Source organism: Listeria immobilis (assembly GCF_014322845.1).
Classification (GTDB): Bacteria; Bacillota; Bacilli; order Lactobacillales; family Listeriaceae; genus Listeria; species Listeria immobilis.
The window spans coordinates 227,995-248,027 of sequence record NZ_JAASUA010000002.1 but is presented as its reverse complement, the minus strand read 5'-3'; the positions used below and the strand labels follow the sequence as shown (position 1 = coordinate 248,027).

General features: G+C 34.6%; 19 protein-coding genes and 1 riboswitch. Of the genes, 4 read left to right on the top strand and 15 right to left on the bottom strand.

Annotated features, from left to right (window positions below; genetic code table 11):
- Positions 1-65 precede the first annotated feature (65 nt).
- The 8 genes from HCJ45_RS04090 to HCJ45_RS04055 all read right to left on the bottom strand — a co-directional run bounded on the left by HCJ45_RS04090 (position 66) and on the right by HCJ45_RS04055 (position 7,596).
- Positions 66-1,736, bottom strand: coding sequence for an FAD-dependent oxidoreductase (locus HCJ45_RS04090; RefSeq protein ID WP_187124128.1), 1,671 nt, complete (start codon positions 1,734-1,736; stop codon positions 66-68).
- A gap of 205 nt (positions 1,737-1,941) precedes the next feature.
- Positions 1,942-2,586, bottom strand: coding sequence for a DUF1295 domain-containing protein (locus tag HCJ45_RS04085; protein WP_187124127.1), 645 nt, complete (start codon positions 2,584-2,586; stop codon positions 1,942-1,944).
- Between the two features lie 84 nt (positions 2,587-2,670).
- Positions 2,671-3,423 carry a DeoR/GlpR family DNA-binding transcription regulator gene (locus HCJ45_RS04080; RefSeq protein WP_185344650.1) on the bottom strand — a complete coding sequence of 251 codons (753 nt, stop codon included), beginning with the start codon at positions 3,421-3,423 and terminating at the stop codon, positions 2,671-2,673.
- A 141-nt stretch (positions 3,424-3,564) separates the two neighbouring features.
- On the bottom strand, positions 3,565-4,026 hold the full coding sequence (locus HCJ45_RS04075) for a PTS sugar transporter subunit IIA (protein WP_187124126.1): 462 nt from the start codon (positions 4,024-4,026) through the stop codon (positions 3,565-3,567).
- A 32-nt stretch (positions 4,027-4,058) separates the two neighbouring features.
- On the bottom strand, positions 4,059-5,429 hold the full coding sequence (locus HCJ45_RS04070; protein WP_185344646.1) for a PTS transporter subunit EIIC: 1,371 nt from the start codon (positions 5,427-5,429) through the stop codon (positions 4,059-4,061).
- A 29-nt stretch (positions 5,430-5,458) separates the two neighbouring features.
- On the bottom strand, positions 5,459-6,394 hold the full coding sequence (locus tag HCJ45_RS04065; protein ID WP_187124125.1) for a sugar phosphate isomerase/epimerase family protein: 936 nt from the start codon (positions 6,392-6,394) through the stop codon (positions 5,459-5,461).
- Positions 6,395-6,689: 295 nt separating this feature from the next.
- Positions 6,690-7,364 (bottom strand): alpha/beta hydrolase, encoded by a 675-nt coding sequence (locus HCJ45_RS04060; RefSeq protein ID WP_185380508.1) that lies wholly within the window; start codon positions 7,362-7,364, stop codon positions 6,690-6,692.
- A gap of 25 nt (positions 7,365-7,389) precedes the next feature.
- Positions 7,390-7,596 (bottom strand): YdbC family protein, encoded by a 207-nt coding sequence (locus tag HCJ45_RS04055; protein WP_187124206.1) that lies wholly within the window; start codon positions 7,594-7,596, stop codon positions 7,390-7,392.
- Positions 7,597-7,762: 166 nt separating this feature from the next.
- On the opposite strand from HCJ45_RS04055, the gene HCJ45_RS04050 reads away from it, so the two are divergent.
- Positions 7,763-8,515, top strand: coding sequence for a threonine/serine exporter family protein (locus tag HCJ45_RS04050; protein WP_185344641.1), 753 nt, complete (start codon positions 7,763-7,765; stop codon positions 8,513-8,515).
- Between the two features lie 13 nt (positions 8,516-8,528).
- Complete coding sequence (locus HCJ45_RS04045) at positions 8,529-8,987, top strand: threonine/serine exporter family protein (RefSeq protein ID WP_187124124.1); 459 nt, start codon at positions 8,529-8,531, stop codon at positions 8,985-8,987.
- A gap of 61 nt (positions 8,988-9,048) precedes the next feature.
- On the opposite strand, the gene xylB is transcribed toward HCJ45_RS04045, so the two are convergent.
- The 5 genes from xylB to HCJ45_RS04020 all read right to left on the bottom strand — a co-directional run bounded on the left by xylB (position 9,049) and on the right by HCJ45_RS04020 (position 15,511).
- On the bottom strand, positions 9,049-10,551 hold the full coding sequence (gene xylB, locus HCJ45_RS04040) for a xylulokinase (protein WP_187124123.1): 1,503 nt from the start codon (positions 10,549-10,551) through the stop codon (positions 9,049-9,051).
- A 20-nt stretch (positions 10,552-10,571) separates the two neighbouring features.
- Positions 10,572-11,885, bottom strand: a complete 1,314-nt coding sequence (gene xylA / locus HCJ45_RS04035) for a xylose isomerase (protein WP_187124122.1) — start codon at positions 11,883-11,885, stop codon at positions 10,572-10,574.
- A gap of 161 nt (positions 11,886-12,046) precedes the next feature.
- The gene (locus HCJ45_RS04030) at positions 12,047-13,210 is read right to left on the bottom strand and encodes an ROK family transcriptional regulator (RefSeq protein WP_187124121.1); all 1,164 of its coding nucleotides are present in this window, start codon (positions 13,208-13,210) and stop codon (positions 12,047-12,049) included.
- A gap of 134 nt (positions 13,211-13,344) precedes the next feature.
- The gene (locus HCJ45_RS04025) at positions 13,345-14,073 is read right to left on the bottom strand and encodes a GntR family transcriptional regulator (RefSeq protein ID WP_185344631.1); all 729 of its coding nucleotides are present in this window, start codon (positions 14,071-14,073) and stop codon (positions 13,345-13,347) included.
- A 43-nt stretch (positions 14,074-14,116) separates the two neighbouring features.
- A complete protein-coding gene (locus tag HCJ45_RS04020) occupies positions 14,117-15,511 on the bottom strand; it encodes a glycoside hydrolase family 1 protein (protein WP_187124120.1) in 1,395 nt (464 codons plus the stop codon).
- 122 nt (positions 15,512-15,633) lie between these two features.
- Positions 15,634-15,735: riboswitch (purine riboswitch) on the top strand.
- 93 nt (positions 15,736-15,828) lie between these two features.
- On the opposite strand from HCJ45_RS04020, the gene HCJ45_RS04015 reads away from it, so the two are divergent.
- Positions 15,829-17,124, top strand: a complete 1,296-nt coding sequence (locus tag HCJ45_RS04015; RefSeq protein WP_187124119.1) for an NCS2 family permease — start codon at positions 15,829-15,831, stop codon at positions 17,122-17,124.
- A 43-nt stretch (positions 17,125-17,167) separates the two neighbouring features.
- Here HCJ45_RS04015 and HCJ45_RS04010 read toward each other — a convergent pair whose 3' ends face one another.
- Positions 17,168-18,199: a nucleoid-associated protein gene (locus HCJ45_RS04010; RefSeq protein ID WP_187124118.1), complete on the bottom strand. Its 1,032-nt coding sequence runs from the start codon at positions 18,197-18,199 to the stop codon at positions 17,168-17,170.
- Positions 18,200-18,276: 77 nt separating this feature from the next.
- Here HCJ45_RS04010 and HCJ45_RS04005 point away from each other — a divergent pair, with 77 nt between their 5' ends.
- Entirely contained in the window at positions 18,277-18,573 is a 297-nt protein-coding gene (locus HCJ45_RS04005; RefSeq protein WP_187124117.1) for an MGMT family protein, read from the top strand.
- On the opposite strand, the gene hisJ is transcribed toward HCJ45_RS04005, so the two are convergent.
- Positions 18,558-19,385: a histidinol-phosphatase HisJ gene (gene hisJ / locus HCJ45_RS04000; RefSeq protein WP_187124116.1), complete on the bottom strand. Its 828-nt coding sequence runs from the start codon at positions 19,383-19,385 to the stop codon at positions 18,558-18,560. The two genes, HCJ45_RS04005 and hisJ, sit on opposite strands and share 16 nt — an antisense overlap.
- Between the last annotated feature and the right edge of the window lie 648 nt (positions 19,386-20,033).

The following is a 20,033-nucleotide window of genomic DNA, read 5'->3' as shown; positions in this document are numbered from 1 at the left end:
TACTAACAGTGGTGTTTTTCTATGGCTAAAAGCGGATAATCATTATAAAAATATGCCTATTTTTATTATTTAATTGACTCTATATACAATTGATAGTTTTTATTTCCTCCCGATAAATTATAAACTTCACTAAAACCATTATTCCGAAGTATATTTTGGGCTGCATTCCCAGTTACTCCTTTATTACAATATGTTATGGTTGGCAAATTTGCATCAAGAGAGGTAATCTTTTCACGTAATTCAGCTAATGGAATATGAATAGCACCTTTAACTGCGGATTTTTCGAATTGTTTTTTTGATCTTGTATCAATAATTTGCATTTTTTCACCATTGTTTTGTTTTTGAATGAGCGCTTCTGGAGTAATAAGCGGATTATCATTTAGCGCGTTATTCAAAGCCATACCAGTATATAAAATGGGATCCTTTGTTGTTGCAAATGGTGGCGCATAGGCTAAATCTAAGTGAAATAAATCTGCTGCTGTTGCTTTAAAAGTAATCGCTGTGGCAAGTACGTCGATTCTTTTATCCACCCCACTTGTCCCAATTATTTGAGCACCTAAAATACGCCCTGATTCTTTAGCAGCAATTGCTTTAATTGTTAATTCTTTCCCACCTAGATAGTCTGCCTTATCTGGTTTTATATTGTACAATACTTCTATATCAATGCCTTCTTCATGTGCTTCCTGTTCTGTTAAGCCTGTGTATGCAACCGCTGTATCAAAAACACGAATAATTCCTGTTCCAAGAATGCCTTGATGTTTTAGTGAGCCGCCCGTCAAACTATCCCCAGCAATACGTCCCATCTTATTGGCTGTTGAACCTAATGGACGATACAATGGTTTTCCCGTAATCAATGAATAGCTTTCTGCCACATCTCCAACTGCGGAAATATGAGGAATATTCGTTTGCATCTGTTCATCCACGGAAATTGCTTTAGAAATACCAAGTTCAATACCCGTTTCCGCTATTAAATCTGTATTGGGCATAACTCCAGCCGCTAAAATTATCATATCTGTTTGGTACTCTTTTTGTTGATTATCCCATACAGCAGAAATTTGTTTTCCATCTGGTGTTAAACTTACTTTTTCCACAGCAGTATTTAAAATAACCTCCACACCTGCTTGCGTTAATACTTTTTGCACACGAAAAGCCATATCTTTATCTAGATGTTTCAAAATTTGGTTGCCTCGTTGCAAGATTGTCACTTCGATATTTTGCAACCTCAATTGTTCTGCCATCTCTAGTCCAATAAATCCTGCGCCCATAATTAGGGCATTTTTGGGTCGTTTTTCTTTCATAAATTGATCTATATTAGCAGTATCTTGAATATTTCTAACTTGAAAAAGATTGGTCATTTCAGAATATTTTTTAAAGACTTCTGGTATAACAGGCTTTGCTCCGGTTGCAAGAACTAACTCGTCATATGAGTCATGCAAAATCTCTCCTGTTTTTACATTTAATATCGCTAATTTCTTTTGTTGAGGATAAATTTTCTGTACCTGATGTTCGGTAAAAATAGCCACATTATATCGTTTTTGAAACCATGCGGCATCTCTTGGTGTCAACGTATCCATCGACTCAACTTCTCCGCCTATATAATAAGGAATTCCACAGACTGAATAAGAAATATCTTTATCTTGTTCGTATACAACAATTTCTGCTTCTTCTGTATTTCTTCTTGCTTTTGCAGCAACACTTGTCCCAGCAGCTACTGAGCCTATAATGACTATTTTCATATATTTATCTCCATTCATTCCAAATAATTAACGCAAAATATAAACCTGTCTATGTAACAAATAGGACAGATGACCCTACTGATTTTAAAATAGTTTGCTCACTTTATTTTTGATAAAACATTGCGGTTAAATTCCCGATCTGGTATTATTCTAGCCTTTTTGGTTATGTCAGTTAAAATCTATTCATTTCTAAGAACCAAAAATATTACCAAATAAATGGAATTAATTGTTTTGTGGTTTTCTCATAAGTTTCGAATTGTTCTCCATATTTTTGACGCAAGTAGGCATTTGCATTTGGTATATAAGAAAATATAAATAAGCAGGTTAAGCCTAGTGGTATTAGTAATGCCCACCAATTAAAAGTGAGTAATGCAAAACCAGCCACCCAAAGAATATCGCCTAAATAGTTGATATGAATTGCATATCGAAATAAACCTTTTGTGTATAACTTTCCTTTATTAGCTGGATCATCTTTAAATGGTTTTCTTAATAGTTCCGACACAGTATTAAGTAGGCTACCAACAATAAATAGCACTATCCCTAATATATATACAATTGGCTGAATATTTTGAGGTCCGAAAATAGCAAATAATGGAAAACCTAAGTAATACAAACCAAAAGCAATACTATTCCCAGTGGCTTCTTTCCAGCTTATCCCTCGTGGAAGCCATAAAAACATCATTCCATTTAGACGTATAAAGACAATTATTAAGCAAAAGTAAATACTATTACGAATGATAGTATCTGTTTGCCAATGATTAAATAAGAAAACAGCTATACCTAAATAGCACAATTGCGCAATTAAAATAAATATTTTAGCAGATAGTGTGCGTTTTTTTATACCATACATTTTCCACTTCCCCCTTTTTAAAGAGTACGAATAATATCCATTTTATGTTTAGACTTTTTGTAAGGTAATTTAAAAATTTTATTATTAATTTATTCCACTCTCTGGGGCAATTAAACTTGTTAATTCGGCAATATCTTTGTCATATTGGTCCGTTATTAAAGTGACTTCATTTAGCTCAAATGCTTTTACTGCAGATGATTTATGTATTTTTGAGCTGTCGCAAAGTAAAAATGCTTTTTTTGCGGCTTTTAAAATTTCTTTTTTCTTGTTGGCTTCTGTTAAAGTTGGTGTACTTACACCGCGAACGATATCAACCCCATTTGCTCCTAAAAAAGCTTTATCAAAATTAAAAAGTTGGATATTACTATCTGTTAATGGACCGTTAATAGAAGAGATAAATGGGCTATATCTTCCGCCTAAAATAGTGATTTCCGCACGTATTTCTGTGGATATATTAAAAATGCTGGTATTGGTAGTAAAAATGCTTATTTTTTTATCCAAAATTTTATTTAGTAATGCCGTACAAGTTGAACCTGAATCCAAATAAATAACATCACCATCATTAATTTCTCTTGCAGCTAAACTGGCGATGATTTCTTTTTGTTCTGTTTGAATTATACTTTTAGCAGAAATTGGTAATTCGCTCGTACTAGAGGATAGTTTGACAGCACCACCAATAAGCATATTTACTTTTCCCAACTTTTCCAGTTCTTTTAAATCTCTTCTTAAAGTGGATATAGAAATATTCGGAATAACTTTTTGCAATTCATCAATCTTTATAATTTCTTTTGTTTCTAAAAATGCGATAATTCTTTCTTGCCTTTCATAGGGAATCATATATACCTCCAAAAATAGCTATCTCTTTATAATGTCATTAAATTTTATATTTAATTATATTTTATCACTATTTTTCAATTTTATCCAAATACAAAAAAGCTACGAAAAACCTTTGAACGTTTTTCGTAGCTTTGATAGATTTTATTTAACCATTCCTATTTCCTGTTTTAAAAATGAATCTCCTTCTGTGATGCTAAGTGAACTATCTTTTAAATTTGTGAAAATAATTAGTACATCTGTATCTTTTCCTTTTGATTCCAAATATGGGAAATCTACTGCAACTAATTCTGTATCTTTACTAACTTTGTCTCCTTCTGCCACTTTCATTGTAAAGCCCTCGCCATTTAGTTCTACTGTATCAATTCCAATATGGATTAATATCTCTAAACCAGCTGCTGTTTTAATAGAGATAGCATGTTTAGTAGGGAAGATAGAAGTAATTTCTCCTTCAACTGGGGAATAGATACTTTTTTCGGGTGTTTCCAGGGCAAAACCGTCTCCCAAAGCTTTAGAAGAAAAAATTTCATCTTCTACTTGATCAATTGTTTTGATGACTCCATTTGCTGGAGAATAGATAATTGTTTTTTTCTTAAAAAATTTCAAACTGCTCCTACTCCTTTAAATATCGATATATTCTAGGCTAGTTTTTCTTCTCTATTTGTAAATATATAGGCTAGTATCATCGAAACCATCATTGCTATCAGTAGACCAATAATTGCTTGGATGAAATTAGTTGAGTTATCACCGAAAAATGCTGGTAAAGTGATAACACTACCGAATACAAAAGAATTTGCCACAACTTGCATCAGCCCTAAATAAGCTCCACCAGCTGCCCCACCAATAATTTGAGCTAAAAACAACTTTTTATTTTTTACTAAAAGCCCGAATAATGTGGCTTCAATAATAGCAGATAGTGCGATTGTAATAAAACCAGTCATTGCAAAACTACGTAATTGGGAATTTTTAGCTTTTAAATAAACGCCGATTGTTGTTCCCATTACAGCAAAGTTACATGCAAATGTGAAAGGTACGATATAATCAAATCCGTACGTAGAAATATTATTAATCATAATTGGATTAACTGCCCAGTGAATACCTAAACTTACTAGAACACTCCAACCTCCACCAACAAGGATCCCAGTTAAAATACTACTTCTTTCTATTAACCAGTTAACGCCATTTGCCACTAGTTCTCCACTATAAACACCAATTGGTCCAATAATAATGACAGTTAAAGGAACCATAATAGCTAATGATATGAGAGGAATAACTACTAGCTTAAGGTTTTCTGGAACTTTTTTATCAAGAAATTTATATAGATAGGAAAATGCCCAGATAGATAAAATAATGGGAACTACTGTCGAATTATAATTCATTAAAACTACTGGTATACCAAAGAATTCTGTTGTTGCTCCATTCCCTGCATTACCTAATAATCCAATAAAATCTGGATGGATTAAAGCTGCTCCAATTAACGCAGAAAGATACGGACTTGCTCCAAAACGTCTTGCAGAAGTAAATGCAAGTAACACAGGTAAGAAATAAAATACGCTCATACTTGTTGCATATATAATCGTATATGTTCCACTGTCTTCACTAATCCATCCCAATTGTACACATAAAATTAATAAACCACGTAAAATCCCCGAACCTGCAAGTGCTGGTAATAATGGGGCAAAAATTGCTGAAACAGAAGAGAAAATCTTACTTATCACACTTTCAGAAGAATCATTATTATCATTTGGTTCTAAATTTCCAGTTCCTTTAACCAAACTTTCAAATTCATCATATAGCTTAGGTACTTCTGTTCCAATAAGTAGTTGATATTGACCAGCTTTATTTACGACATTAATAACGCCATCAATATTTTTCACTTTTTCATCATTTGCCTTGGAAGAATCTTTTAATGTTAACCTTAGCCTAGTAGCACAATGCGTCATATTAGCAATATTTTCTGCTCCACCAATATGTTCGAGAATTTCTTTTGCCATTAATTTATAATCCATTCTGTCCACATCCTTTTTAGTAGTATTTATTAATTAGAGCTAGTTAAAAATTCAAGCATTAGTTGATTAGCTTCAATTGCATCATTTTTATCAATTATCGTTTGAATATGGTTTAATCCTACCTGATCAATCATCTTATTAAGTTGTGTGATCATTCGAATATTTTGTTCACATTCCTTAGTAGCATTTTCGATTACTGGGAAGGTATCAAAATAAATAACGCCATCATATTGATGTTTTCTAATATAATACAAGAACTCTAGTGTTTTAAAAGGAGTTGCAGAACCAATCATTAAGCCATCATCATTTAAGCCGTATCCATCATTTAGGTGAATACCAAATAATTTATCTCGACTCCCAAAAATTTCAGCAGCAAAAGCAGGATTCTCATGTTTCATTAACATATGACAATAATCCAATGTAATACCCACATTTTCTCGGTTAATTTCATTTAACATCATTCCAGCTAGCCCCATACTATCAATAAAAGCATATGCTCTCGGTTGAAATGGTTTATATTCAATGCTAATTTTCAAATCTGGCGCATAGTCTGCAATTTCAATGAAAGCATCTCTAATTTGGTTCCAAACTTTTTGGTAATTAATTTGAAAGCTATAATCGAAACCATCAAACCCTAACCAAATAGTAACCACTTTCCCTCCTGCATTACGGCAATAATCAGCGGCATTTTTACAAAGTTCTAATGCATGTGCTGAAATTTTTGCATCGGCATTTCCCAGTTCTCCATTTATAAATTCTCCACGAAAGCGTAATGCTACACCGTTTAACTTTAAATCATGCGCTTCCATCATTGTTTTAATTTCAGAAGCTTCCAATTTTTCAATATGCTCTGGGTAGTTCAAATCTACATATCCTAAACCTAATTGTTTAAACTGTTCTAGTACTTTTTTTAAATCATTTTCATAAACTGGTAAAAATGAATTAATTCTTGTCGCTAATTTCATTTATTTCCCTCCATATTTTTAAGATGAGATAAGCATATCATATAAATGAATCGCTTACAATCATATTTTTTTCATTTTATTTCAATTAATTTCATTATTTTCCATATTTAACCAACGAGATTTTCCTTTAAATGGCGTTTTTAAACACTTTTGAATTATTTTCATTTATCCATCGCAGTAATAGTTTTTCATAATTTTTCAAATAAAAAACAAGCCTTTTGTATCAAGAGGCTTGTTTTTATTTGAATAAGTATTGTTGTTATATCCGTTTTAACTAGCTAACACCACTTTTTTATTATGGATGTTGTTTTTCTGTTTTATTTTTAACGGATTGATTTGGAAGAAAACTTTCAAACCAGTCATATAAATCATCTTCCTCCGCTTCATTGATATTATGACCTATAAAGTAGCGATGTTTTTCCACATCACAACCTATATTTCTAAAAAATGTAGCAAGTTTATCCGCTTCATTCACTTGAATAACTGCATCTTCTAAACCATGACCTATAAAAATGCGTTTATTTTTCAGCAATAAATTGGCAGGTCTATCTTCCAAAAACGGAAGCAAGCGACCGCTCAAAATGGCTGCAGCTTTGTATTGCCCACCATAACTATGCAAAATCGATGTCGTTAAAATGGCTCCTTGATCAAAGCCGGCAAGGAAAATTTGATCTTTATCAATGGATTTATATTGTTCACAAATATTATCAATGAATTGTGCCACCCGAATACTTGTATCATCAATTTCATGTGTATTTGGGTCTCCTTCTGTAACCATATGATAAAACCCGAAGCTAGGTCCATATTCTATGTCTCCACGTAAAGAAACAACGACAAAACGATCCATTAATAACTCTAATCTTCCGGCCATATCCAGCTCATCTCCACCAAAACCATGAATTCCAAATATTACCGGAAATGTTTCTCCTTCTTTTCTACCAATTGGTTCATAAATATCATAAGCGTACATTCTCATTTTTACACCAGCCTCGTCTTTATAACAGTTTTTTTAATACTTCTGCTTCTTCATCAGTTAGTGTAATCCCTTTTCCCATTTTTTCATGGTCTTCTGCCCAGTCGCGAATATCATATTTAGCTGGACGACCATTCCAACTAATTCGATTTAATTCTTTTCGCCAACCACGTGCATTTTCGGAAAGTACACCGATTTCTTCGATAATTTCATATTCAATATTAGCCAAATTATCTCCTACCTTTTCTACTTGTTTATCTAACATACTATCAAATATTTACCCCAAATAACATCTAAACAATCGTTAATTCCATAAAAACATCCTTCTTACTAGAATTTTTGATTTGATTGGGTTACGATTAGGAGGTAATACATGGTTTGGAGGTGCCTCAGAATTGAATAATGAAACAACTGATTATTTGCTTGAAACATGTTTAATGGCAGGTAGAATCATGATGGAAAGCGGCGCAGAAATGTACCGCGTGGAAGATACGATGAACCGAATTGCAAATATCGCTAGTAGCAAAAAAGGAATTAGCTTTGTGACACCCACAGGGATTTTTATGTCGCTTGAAGGAGAACGAAATGTACAGTTACAGCAAATCCCAACTAGAACAATTAATTTAGAAAAAGTGTCGTTAGTTAATGAATTATCTAGGGACTTTGCCGAAAAAAGAATCACCTTAAAAGAATTACATACCCAACTCACTAATTTAGATGCAGATGTGCGTCATTTCCCGCTATGGTTGCAAATTCTTGCTGCATCACTTGTTAGTGGTTCATTAATGATTATTTTTGGCGGTAGCTGGGTTGATTTTATCCCCACTTGTTTGATTGGCGCCATTGGATTTATTATTTTTCACTATACACAAATTTTTATGAAGGTAAAATTTCTAGCTGAATTTTTAGCTTCATTGACAGTAGGCTTATTGGCTGTGTTCACGATTTCAATTGGGCTAGGAATTAATTTGGATAAGATGATTATTGGTGGTGTAATGCCACTTGTTCCTGGGGTTCCCATTACTAATGCCGTACGAGATTTAATTGCCGGTCACCTACTAAGTGGAATGGCACGTGGTACAGAAGCGCTTCTTACTTCTTGCGCAATTGGAATTGGGATAGCGGTTGTTTTCCGCTTTTTCATGTAAAGGAGGCTACAAAATGGATTTAGTTTGGACAATTATCATTCAATTAATACTTAGTTATGTAGCCACGGTAACCTTTGCGATTATTACAAATGTGCCAAAAAGAGCGCTAAATGCTTGCGGTATTACTGGAACATTTGGTTGGATGGCTTATTGGACTGTACTGCAAACGGATTCTGGGATTGGTGCATCCACTCTAGCAGGAGCATTTGTAGTTGCAGTACTTAGTCACACTTTTGCTAAATACAAAAAAATGCCCATCACCATTTTTAATGTTCCTGGTATTGTACCACTTGTTCCTGGAGGACTTGCTTACCAAGCTGTGCGCAATTTTGTGCTCGGTGATTACACGGAAGCTATTGGTATTTCTGTTCAAGTCACCGTCGTCGCTGGAGCTATCGCAGCCGGTTTAATGCTATCCGAAGTATTCAATCATAGTATTCGTACCTTTCGCGAACGAAAAGAGCATATATAATTAGTGCAAAAAACTGCTAATAACAACCGTTTCATGATTGTTATTAGCAGTTTTTTTAATGTTAATTTTCATTTAGATTAGTTAATTTCGCACAAATATCTTTCGTTGCTGGGTACACTTCTTTATATAGTTCATATAGTTTTTCATAGGTTGCTGTATTTTCTTTATTTGGTAGAAAAGTATCTTTTTTATATTGAACAAACACATCACGACAGCTTTCGAAATCTTTAAACCAGTTATTCCCAACAGCTGCAATCATGCATGCTCCTACTCCAGGTCCTTGTTCTACTTCTAAACAAATTATCTCTGCATTAAAAATATCTGCTTGCATTTGTAGCCAATCGCGATTTTTTGCACCGCCACCAACACTAATAATTTGCTTAAAGTGTTTATTTTTAGCAGATTCCATTAGTACTTGAGCATCTTTTAAGCTAAAAGTAATCCCTTCAAGCACAGCACGAGCAAAATGTTTTAATTCATGACGGGTATCCATTCCGATAAAACTGCCGCGAATTTTTGAATCAATATGTGGTGTTCGTTCCCCTACAATATATGGTGTGAAAAGCAAACCTTCACTGCCAGGAGAGACTGACTGAACATCCGCAAGTAATTCAGCAAAACTCAAGCCTTTACCAAATGTATTTTTAAACCAGTTTAAAGAATTTCCGGCTGCAAGCGTTACTCCCATCGAATAAAATACATCCGGGATAACATGGTTAAAAAAATGTAATTTCCCTTGATAAGCAGAAATTGCTGTTTCAAAAGAGCTAAACACCCCACTCGTTCCAAGTGAAACAAGCGCATAATCCTCGTTAACTATTCCTGCACCTAGCGCGGCGCAAGCATTATCAGCTCCACCAGCAAATACTTTTACTTCTTTTTTTAAGCCAAAACGATTCGCATAGTAATCATTTACGACACCAATTTGAGCTAAAGATGGAACCACATCAGGTAAAATGTCTTTATCAATATGGAACTCTTCGCAGATTTTAGTCGACCACGCTTGTTTTTCAATATCAAATAAGGAAGTTCCGGCCGCATCAGAGTACTCAGAATGGATATTTCCTGTCAAAATAAAACCTAGATAATCTTTTGGTAGCATAATCTTGCTAACTTTAGCCCATACTTCTGGTTTATTTTGTTGTAGCCATAAGATTTTTGGCAACGTAAAGCCTTCCAGAACAATATTTTTAGTAATCTCTAATATCTGGCTTCCAAATTGTTCCATGATTTCTGTACATTGTTCTGTAGTCCGTACATCATTCCATAAAATCGCCGGGTAGACTACTTCATCGTTTTTCCCAAGTGTTACTAGTGAATGCATTTGTCCAGAAAAACTAATTGCCTCAAGTTCTGCACTAAAATCAACCACTTCTAAAGTTAATGCCGTCAGCACTTCTTCCAAAGCGATAACCCAATATTCTGGGTGTTGTTCCGAAAAACCGGGAGCCGGCGAGTCGATACGATACTCTGCTGAGGACTCTGTAATCAATTGCCCCGCCTTATTCATAACGATACCTTTTAGCGAACTTGTTCCAAGATCAATTCCTAGTACATAACCCATTTGCTAAAACTCCTTTATATTTAAAAGATATAATCATTTAATACTGATTTTACATGCTCGATATGGCTAGATTCAAGTTTGATACTATCCCCATGTTTGTATGCATAGTTAGTTAGTGATTCTAAGTCTTCTTTATCAGCTAATATAGATTTACCAATCTCTGTATCTGACCATTTGCCATAGCGTTCAGCAAGGATATTTTCCATAAACTTATCTTCTGTTAATTTAGCAGCTGCTTTCAGTCCTCGGGCAAATGTATCCATTCCAGCAATATGTGCTAGCAATAAATCTTCCATTGCAAAAGAAGAGCGTCTTACTTTTGCATCAAAATTAATACCACCAGGAGCAATTCCACCATTTTGTAAAATTTCATACATTGCCAGTGTTACATCAACAACATTTGTAGGGAACTCGTCTGTATCCCAGCCTAGTAGCATGTCTCCTTGGTTAGCATCAATGGAACCAAGCGCATTATAATCACGTGCTACACGTAGTTCATGTTCAAAAGTGTGACCAGCAAGCGTTGCATGGTTTGCCTCTAAGTTTAATTTAAAGTCACCTTCTAAATCGTAATGTTGAATAAATGCCATTGTTGTTGCAGCATCGAAATCATATTGATGTTTGGATGGTTCTTTAGGTTTTGGTTCAATTAAGAATTGTGGTTTATGACCAATTTTTTCTGCATAGGCAATCACCATTTTAAATAGGCGAGCGATGTTATCTTGTTCAAACTTCATATCTGTATTTAACAGCGTTTCATAACCTTCACGTCCTCCCCAGAATACATAGTTTGCTCCACCTAATTTTTTAGAAATATCTAATCCTTTTTTCACTTGTGCTGCCGCATAGGCGAAAACTTCTGGGTCATTTGTTGAACCTGCCCCATTATTAAAGCGCGGGTGAGAAAACATATTCGCAGTGTTCCAAAGTAATTTAATGCCTGTTTCTTCCATTTTCACTTTGATTAAATCGGTAATTTCATCCAAATTCTTCATAAAATCCTCGATGGAATCTCCTGCTGGGGCAATATCAATATCATGGAAACAAAAATATTCTACTCCTAATTTTTCAAGAATTTCAAAGAATGCCTCTACACGATTTTTCGCAGTATCCATCTCTGTTTCACCAATCCAAGTTCGCTCATTAGTAGCCATACCGAATGGATCACTACCATCTTGTGTCATTGTATGCCAATAAGCCATCGCAAAACGTAAATGGTCTTTCATTGGTTTTCCAAGAACTACCTCGTCTGCTTGATAATGGCGAAATGCCAAACTATTTTTTGTATTCTTACCTTCAAATTGTATTTTTTCTACTTGTGGGAAATAACTCATTGTATATATCCTCCTTTTAAATTTATATATTATTTTAGTTAGTTGGTGCGTCGAACTAACTATATAATAACCTTTTTCCCCTTCTCTTGTAAAGCGGTTTCAGCAAATTCGTCCAAATAAAAAACTGTGGCGCCTATTTTCCACAGTTTTTCATTAAAAATTTATTTCTTAAAAATAACCTTTTGCGTTTCAAGTCCGAGTACTTGTCTAGTAATAAGTGCCACTCCGCCAAGCAAAGAGGAGTCATAAATGTCATGTTCAGTAAACTCAATTCGTGTATCGCCCAATGGATCTAGTTTTTTATATGCTACAGAAATTCGCTCCAGTAACTCAGGAAATTGTGCTAAAGAACGTGAAGATAAAAATATTGCTTCAGGGGCACTAAATTGGACTAAGTTATATGTAATTTGCGAAATAGCTGTAATCCATTCCTCAACCACTTCTAAAACAAACGGATTGCCCATTTTGATTAATGCAGCAAACTCATCTACGGTTAAATCCGGTTTTTCTTCGTGTTTTGCTATTTTTTCCATAATAGCTTTTTCAGAATAAAGTTCTTCTAAACGATAAACTTGTTGATCTTTACAAACAACTGAACGACCAATTTCGCCAGCCAACCCTTGTACACCATGGTAAAGTTGCTCGTTAATAATGGTTCCTACACCAATTCCATTATGAATATTCAATGCAATCAAATTAGTTAGTGGTTCCGCGTCTGCATGATTCCAAAAATCTCTAATTGAAATAGCGGTTAAGTTCGCTTCATTTTCAAATCGAATGGGTACATCTACTATTTTTTGTAAAGCATGAAGTAATGAAAAAGAATCTAACTCTAAAAATGGACTATAACGGATTTCATTGTTGTAAACTGGTGCATGGGTTGATACAGCAATACCCAAAAGCCCATTCATTGTTTCATAATTCGGCAGGCTAGATATTATTTTTTTCATCATCTGAAAAACATCTTTTATGCTCTTCCCTATTAATCTAAGTGATTCTTTTTGGATTACTTCCCCATTTAAATAATTCACTGAATATCGTAAATGTCTTGCCCCCATATCAAAAGCTAAAACATAACCATAGCGATAATTAAACTGAATTAAATTTGGTTTACGTCCACCAGCATTACCGGATTCACCAATGCCGAGTTCTTCAATAAGTCCTGACTCATGAAGTTCGCGAACAATGGATGATACAGTGGATTTTTGCAGATGAATTCTACTCGCAATTGAACTTCGAGATGTTGGTCCGGCATTAAATAATGTTTTTAATACTAATTTCTTATTATTTTCCCGCATCACATCTTGGTCTGTTTTTTGAGTCATACTTATATCCCTTTCTTACCGTACATTTTATTTTCTACTGAAAAGTATATCATATTTTCTCCAAAATAAAGGAAAGATAATTTGCACATAAAAATAGGAAGGTAAAATGAAACTTCATTTTACCTTCCCCTTCTTTAACGTCTAGCAATATTCACTGTTGTAAAGACAAATTTATCATAACGGTGACGCGACTTCGAAAATTCAAAAGCAAGACCGTTATTCAAATACACGGTTTGTTCTACTTCGACAACTGGATCATCCGCCGCACAGTCCAAATATTGTTGATCAAGCAAAGTCGCTTTATCCGCACGAATTTGTTTATAGGAACTCGCAATTTTTAAATGAAGTTCCTCTTGGATATACGAATAAATGGAGCCTTCCAAAATTTGTTGGTTAATTCCCGGGATAACTCCAACTGGCATATACGTATGTTCTAACACATATGGTTCATCTTTAACTACACGCACACGAAGAATATCATAAATGGGTGTTTCCATCTCAATATGCAAACGTTCCGCAATTTCTTCTGTTGGAAAAATAACTTTGAATTCAATGACCTTGCTAATCACTTTTTGACCATTTAAAAGTTTTGTAAAGCCATTTACTTCTTGATTGTGAATCTGCAACCGGTCCGCGTCCAGCGCCGATTTGATAATGAAAGTACCATGCCCACGTTTTCGGTAAAGCAATCCTTCAAGTACAAGTACCTCAAGTGCTTTTTTCATTGTCATTCGACTACAATCAAACTCTTTCGCCAAAGTTATTTCATCAGGAATAGGTTGATTAAGCGGATATGCGTGATTCATTATTCTTTTTCGAATTTCTTCAGCGATAAAACTATATTTTGTTTGATTCTGAGCCACGGAAGTTCACCTCTTTACACATAATAGTTTTATTTTATCATATTTAATCTTCAAAGCCATTATTTTTTGCGAGTTCTTTATACCAATGACCGGAAGCCTTAATAGTACGTTTGAAATTATTATCCAAGTCTACTTCGACTAAGCCATAACGGTTTTTGTAAGCATTCGCCCAACTCCAGCAATCCATAAATGTCCAAAGGTGATAACCATTACAATTTGCACCTTCATCTATTGCTTTATGCAACCATTTCAAATGACTCTTAATAAAGTCAATTCGGTAGGTATCTTCAATCATTCCATCTGCATTACGATAGCGACTTTCACCTTCAACACCCATTCCGTTTTCAGAAATAAAGAATGGAATATTATTATAATTATCGCGAATATTAATTGCAATATCATAAATCGCTCTTTCAAAAATTTCCCAACCACGGTATGGGTTCATTTTACGGTATGGCATTTCATAATTGTCAAAAAGATGTTCTGGCATAAACGGTGCATCCGGATGTGCCGCATATTCTTTTGCTTTCACGCGGCGTGGTTGATAGTAATTCACACCTAAAATATCAATAATATTATTTTTGATTATCACTAAATCTTCCTCTGTATATGTTGGCAAAGCATCATGCTCACGAATAATTTCCACAAGATCAGCCGGGAATTCCCCTTTTGTTACTGGATCTAGGAAACTACGATTGAAAATTAAATCTGCAATATGCGCCGCTTTTACATCAGCCGGGTTTTGGCTACGCGGATATGATGGTGTTAAATTTAAGATAATTCCGATTTGCGCTTTAGGAATATTTAACGCATGAAATTCTTTAACAGCTAATGCATGTGCAAGTGTTGTATGGTAAGCCACTTGTATTGCGCGTTTAAAATCAACAACATTTGGAAAATGCATATCATATAAGTATCCCGCTTCTACAGGAACAATTGGCTCATTAAAAGTAAACCAATGTTTCACACGATCACCAAATAACTCAAAACAAGTTTTTGCAAAAGTTGCGTAGGCATCAACAACTTCACGACTTTCAAATCCGCCTTTTTCTTGCATCGACATTGGCATATCAAAATGGTATAGATTCATAAATGGTTCTACATTATTTGCAAGCATTTCATCAATAACTCGATTATAAAAATCAACTGCTTTCGGATTTACTTCTCCGATACCATCTGGAATAAGACGAGACCACTGAATGGACGTCCGGAAAGAATTATGTCCTGTTTGTTTCATTAAAGCAATGTCTTCTTTATATTGATAATAAAAGTTCGATGTATTTGTTGGTCCAACACCATTAAAGAAACGTCCTGGTTCAATATCATACCAGTGATCCCAAATACTAGGTTTTCTACCATCTACATTTGCTGCACCTTCTGTTTGAGGACCGGAAGCAGCACTACCCCACCAAAAATTTTCTGGAAATTTATACGTCATTATTTCTTACCTCCAATAATTATTTGCTTTTATTATACCTTATTTTTTTAAAAGTATAAACTTATTTATTTAAAAGTTTGTTTTTTATTTTTTATTTCAGATTGTATTGCTAAAAATGTTCTAATCGTCTACAATAAAAAAGTCGTATAAGTTCGGTAATATGGACCGTTCGTTTCTACCAGGCAACCGTAAAATGCCAGGCTACGAGCTATTGTAAATTACATAGGGATTTTTTGCTATTTTTTATTTTTTTATTCCCTTTTTTACCTTTGCTCTTTCCGTTATGTGCGACAACATAAATAGGGAGGATTTTTTTAATGGATAAATTTTTTAAATTACGCGAGAATAAAACGACTGTTCGAACAGAAATACTCGCAGGGCTAACGACTTTCTTATCAATGGCTTATGTACTTTTTGTCAACCCATCCATGCTTGCAACTACTGGAATGGAATTAAAAGCTGTTTTTGTAGCGACGATTCTTGCTTCTGTTGTTGGATCACTTGCAATGGGGTTAATTGCCAACTATCCAATCGGACTTGCTCCAGGTATGGGATTAAATGCCTTTTTCGCTTATACCGTATGTGCGCAGTGGGGTATCCCTTGGCAAACAGCACTTGCAGGCGTACTTGTTTCTGGGCTAGTTTTTATTTGTTTAACACTTTCAGGTATTCGCGAAAAAATTGTTAATGCGATTCCTTCCGAGCTAAAATTTGCAGTTGGAGCTGGAATTGGTTTTTTCATTGCTTTTCTAGGATTGAAAAATGCCGGAATTATTGTGCCAAATGATTCGACGATTGTTGCGCTTGGTGACTTGCATTCTGGACCAGTTTTGCTTGCTGTTTTCGGAATTATTATTACCGTTTGTTATATGACACTTGGATGGAAAGGCGCGATTTTCTTTGGGATGGCTACAACTGCAATTGCTGGAATGATTTTTGGACTAATTGATGTTCCTACGCATGTCGTTTCTTCCGTTCCAAGTATTGCACCGACTTTTGGTCAAGCAGTTATTCATTTGCCAGATATTTTCACCCCACAAATGTTGATTGTTATTTTAACCTTTTTCTTCATTGATTTTTTTGATACTGCTGGCACTCTTGTTGCTGTTGCGACACAAGCTGGTTTTGTCAAAGATAATAAAATTCCACGTGCAGGACGTTCACTTTTCTCTGACTCCATTGCAACCGTATTTGGTGCCATTTTTGGGACATCCACAACTACTTCCTATGTAGAGTCTACTGCTGGTGTGGCAGTTGGTGGTCGAACTGGTTTAACTGCCGTCGTTATCGCCATTTGCTTCTCTTTATCCTTATTCTTTTCTCCGCTTCTCGGGGTCATTACTAGTGCGGTTACAACGCCAGCGCTCGTTATTGTAGGTATATTGATGATTGGTAATGTGGCGCATATTGATTGGACGAAATTTGAAGTTGCTGTGCCTGCGTTTTTTGTCGTATTAATGATGGTGCTTACATTCTCCATCGCAACAGGTATTGCAATAGGCTTTATCTTCTATCCAATTACAATGGCACTTAAAGGTCGTTATAAAGAAGTCCATCCAATCATGTATGTGATGATGGTACTGTTTATACTATATTTTATATTTGTTGTTTAAAACGTCAAAAGACCGAGGAAGCTCCACTGTCCTCGGTCTTTGTTTAATCATAATAGACAATCATAAAATTTTTGCCTCGTTCTTCATCGTATCCTTGTACAAAATCAGTTTCCTCTAATTGCTCTAAATCTTTAACTACTACTGAAATGTTTTTTCCTAATTTAATTGTTTTACGAATTTTTTTAGATAATTTTTCGCGTTTTTCTTCATCTAATTGAAAACTCTCTGGAAATCGTACATTGTTTTCTTTTTCAAATGTATCTACCATTGTGTTAAACTCAGTGATTTCTTCTGGTTTTTCAATGGTTGTCCGGGCAAATTCGGCAATATTAAGTGTTTCTTCGCCTGCTAAATATTCCGTTGTCGCTTTTACAAAATTAGATTTATCAAGCAATGATTCTTCCCGTTGCTTAATATAATCTGTACAAACCTCTACAAAACCTTCTGTATAAAATTTCTCGTCAGTAATTTTTTCAATTCCTAAAAATTTATCTTTCCAATAAACTGAATCACCGCGATTAAGTCGGTCGAGTATTAACACCTTATTTCCTAAATCTTGTTCTAAATTGAAAATCAAACAACCTTTATCCAAATCAGTTCCTGTAATTCCTTTATCATAACCAATCTGGAATTCCCGACCATTAAAATCATTTTTCAAAAAGACTTCTTTATTTTCAACTTTAAAAATACCAATACCATTCGTAAAATCACCGTCAACAACACAGCCTTCAATAAAGAAAATCCACACATCACCGCTTTTAATATTTGGATGTGTTGTTTCACTATATAAATGTTCCAAAATTTTCTTTGATTCAGCAAGAAATTCATCTTCCATTGCAAACATATTGGCTGCAAACGTTCGAACTTCATTAAAGTCTAAATCCGTTTCGTGAGTGAACTGATAATATTCATCTTTTTTAAATGGTTCTAAAAAAATCGAAGCAAGTGTTTGATTCATTTCGGAGCCAATATCAGCAAGTACATTGGCCGACACCTCTGTCCCTTCTTCCCTCGCTTTATTTCCAGCAAAGTGGACAACGAGTTTAGTTATCTTGGCATAAGAAAAATCTGGCATTTCTTTATCATCCTAACTTTTATAAAATGGTTATTTCCTGTATACTAATTTTATTATGAACACTTGGAGGGAAAGCAATGATTCCAGCAGATTTTGAAGATCGCGTTTATGAAGTAGTTAGACAAATTCCTCGTGGCAAAGTAACAACTTATGGTCAAATTGCCTATAAAATTGGCTTTCCAAAAAATGCCCGGCTTGTTGGTGCCACTTTAAAACGTTCGAAGCGTGATAAAATTACACCTTGTCATCGTGTCGTTAATGCAGCTGGTCGCCTTGTACCTAATTGGGATGAACAGCGCGAACTACTTTTATCTGAAGGTATCCAATTTAAAGCAAATGGACATGTTGATCTAAAAATCTATTTTTGGCAATAAACTTCATACCCTCTACCAACATCTTGAATTCCATGCGAATCAGATCCATATACAAATGGAATCTGCAATTCATTCGCTAAAAGAATAATCTCTTTCGGCGGGTAAGTTTCACCACATAAGGCTTTAAATAACCCAGCTGTATTAAAATCAAGTTCGTAGCCTCTTTTTTTTACTAAAGTAAGCACTTGTTGAAATTGTTCTTTTACTTCAACTGAAAACACATTCTCTGACGGACCAAAGTACTGCCAAAACTTTTGACATAAAGAAATATGTCCCATCCTCGTAGGTTTATAACTTCCCAAATCTGCTTCGATTGACTGTTTAATTCCTGCTAAATAGGCTAGTTGCGCGTTTTCAAATCCATCGTAAAATTGAACAATTCCTGCATCATAATCCTCCGCTGAAAAATCAATGGCGCGATAACCACCCTGCCCTTTTAAAAAATGTAATGACAAAATACCGTCGTCTGTTTGTGCCCCGTACTCATTAAGAAAATCCCGCGTAAAATCTTCATATCCCATCAAATAATCTACTTCAAATCCAATATGTATTAATAAATCACTCGCATATTTTTTCTTTAAATGCATCATTTTTTTCAAATAGTAATCTATATCATTAAGCGCCATACCCGCAGTCTCTACTGCTTCCTGATCTCCAGCTGTTTCTTTCATAAATTCACTAGGAAGCGGTGCATGTTCGACAATTGAATATTCATCAAAATTAAGTTCTATCGCTCTTAAAATCATTTCTTCTACATCTTCTCTCGTTCCGTGCGGACAAAATTCTGTATGTGTATGTCCATCTCGTTTCATCCCCTGCACCCCTTCCATTTTCTTCTAAATATCGCAAATAACACACTTATTATACCATAATGAGCCATTTATTATTTATAACCTATAATATAAAAAGAAAGTTCTCTAGCTAAAAAACGAACTTAAAAAATTAAATCTAGCTTATAGCAACCTAAAAAACAGTTGGAAAATAAACATGACAATATCGTCACTTTGAAGATTATTATTGTAAGAAAAAACGCAGGATTATTTAGAAATTCTCTTATATACTTGTTTCCATGGAGCGCTTTTACCCAAAAGAAAGCGAGTGATGTTAAAGCCTTATTAAAAAATTCAAATTCGTCTTATCCCTTGGCGTTGCTTTAACATTATGAACTCCCTAATACTCCCTTAACCGCATCCCCCTGGTGCGGTTATTTTTTATATTAAAACGTACAAGTCATGTCAGCTAATAAAAAGCCAAAATGCTGCCAACAAGATGACACTTTTTTCTATAAAAATTGCAAAAACGTTCTCATTGACTACATTTTAAAAAATTTCTGAAAAATTGGTTTTTATGCTTGAAAATATTCTCAACAATGTGTAAACTAACAACATAGGTAAGAAAAGTTGACCTACTTGATGCGAAAGTGCAGTTTCTTTTTCACTTTATAACATTTTATGTATTAA

What these genes read in the sequence shown, in the direction of transcription:
- HCJ45_RS04090 (WP_187124128.1), bottom strand. Translation starts at nt 1,736, where the DNA reads ATGAAAATAGTCATTATAGGCTCAGTAGCTGCTGGGACAAGTGTTGCT.
- HCJ45_RS04085 (WP_187124127.1), bottom strand. Translation starts at nt 2,586, where the DNA reads ATGTATGGTATAAAAAAACGCACACTATCTGCTAAAATATTTATTTTA.
- HCJ45_RS04080 (WP_185344650.1), bottom strand. Translation starts at nt 3,423, where the DNA reads ATGATTCCCTATGAAAGGCAAGAAAGAATTATCGCATTTTTAGAAACA.
- HCJ45_RS04070 (WP_185344646.1), bottom strand. Translation starts at nt 5,429, where the DNA reads ATGGATTATAAATTAATGGCAAAAGAAATTCTCGAACATATTGGTGGA.
- HCJ45_RS04065 (WP_187124125.1), bottom strand. Translation starts at nt 6,394, where the DNA reads ATGAAATTAGCGACAAGAATTAATTCATTTTTACCAGTTTATGAAAAT.
- HCJ45_RS04060 (WP_185380508.1), bottom strand. Translation starts at nt 7,364, where the DNA reads ATGTACGCTTATGATATTTATGAACCAATTGGTAGAAAAGAAGGAGAA.
- HCJ45_RS04045 (WP_187124124.1), top strand. Translation starts at nt 8,529, where the DNA reads ATGGATTTAGTTTGGACAATTATCATTCAATTAATACTTAGTTATGTA.
- xylB (WP_187124123.1), bottom strand. Translation starts at nt 10,551, where the DNA reads ATGGGTTATGTACTAGGAATTGATCTTGGAACAAGTTCGCTAAAAGGT.
- xylA (WP_187124122.1), bottom strand. Translation starts at nt 11,885, where the DNA reads ATGAGTTATTTCCCACAAGTAGAAAAAATACAATTTGAAGGTAAGAAT.
- HCJ45_RS04030 (WP_187124121.1), bottom strand. Translation starts at nt 13,210, where the DNA reads ATGACTCAAAAAACAGACCAAGATGTGATGCGGGAAAATAATAAGAAA.
- HCJ45_RS04020 (WP_187124120.1), bottom strand. Translation starts at nt 15,511, where the DNA reads ATGACGTATAAATTTCCAGAAAATTTTTGGTGGGGTAGTGCTGCTTCC.
- HCJ45_RS04015 (WP_187124119.1), top strand. Translation starts at nt 15,829, where the DNA reads ATGGATAAATTTTTTAAATTACGCGAGAATAAAACGACTGTTCGAACA.
- HCJ45_RS04010 (WP_187124118.1), bottom strand. Translation starts at nt 18,199, where the DNA reads ATGCCAGATTTTTCTTATGCCAAGATAACTAAACTCGTTGTCCACTTT.
- HCJ45_RS04005 (WP_187124117.1), top strand. Translation starts at nt 18,277, where the DNA reads ATGATTCCAGCAGATTTTGAAGATCGCGTTTATGAAGTAGTTAGACAA.
- hisJ (WP_187124116.1), bottom strand. Translation starts at nt 19,385, where the DNA reads ATGAAACGAGATGGACATACACATACAGAATTTTGTCCGCACGGAACG.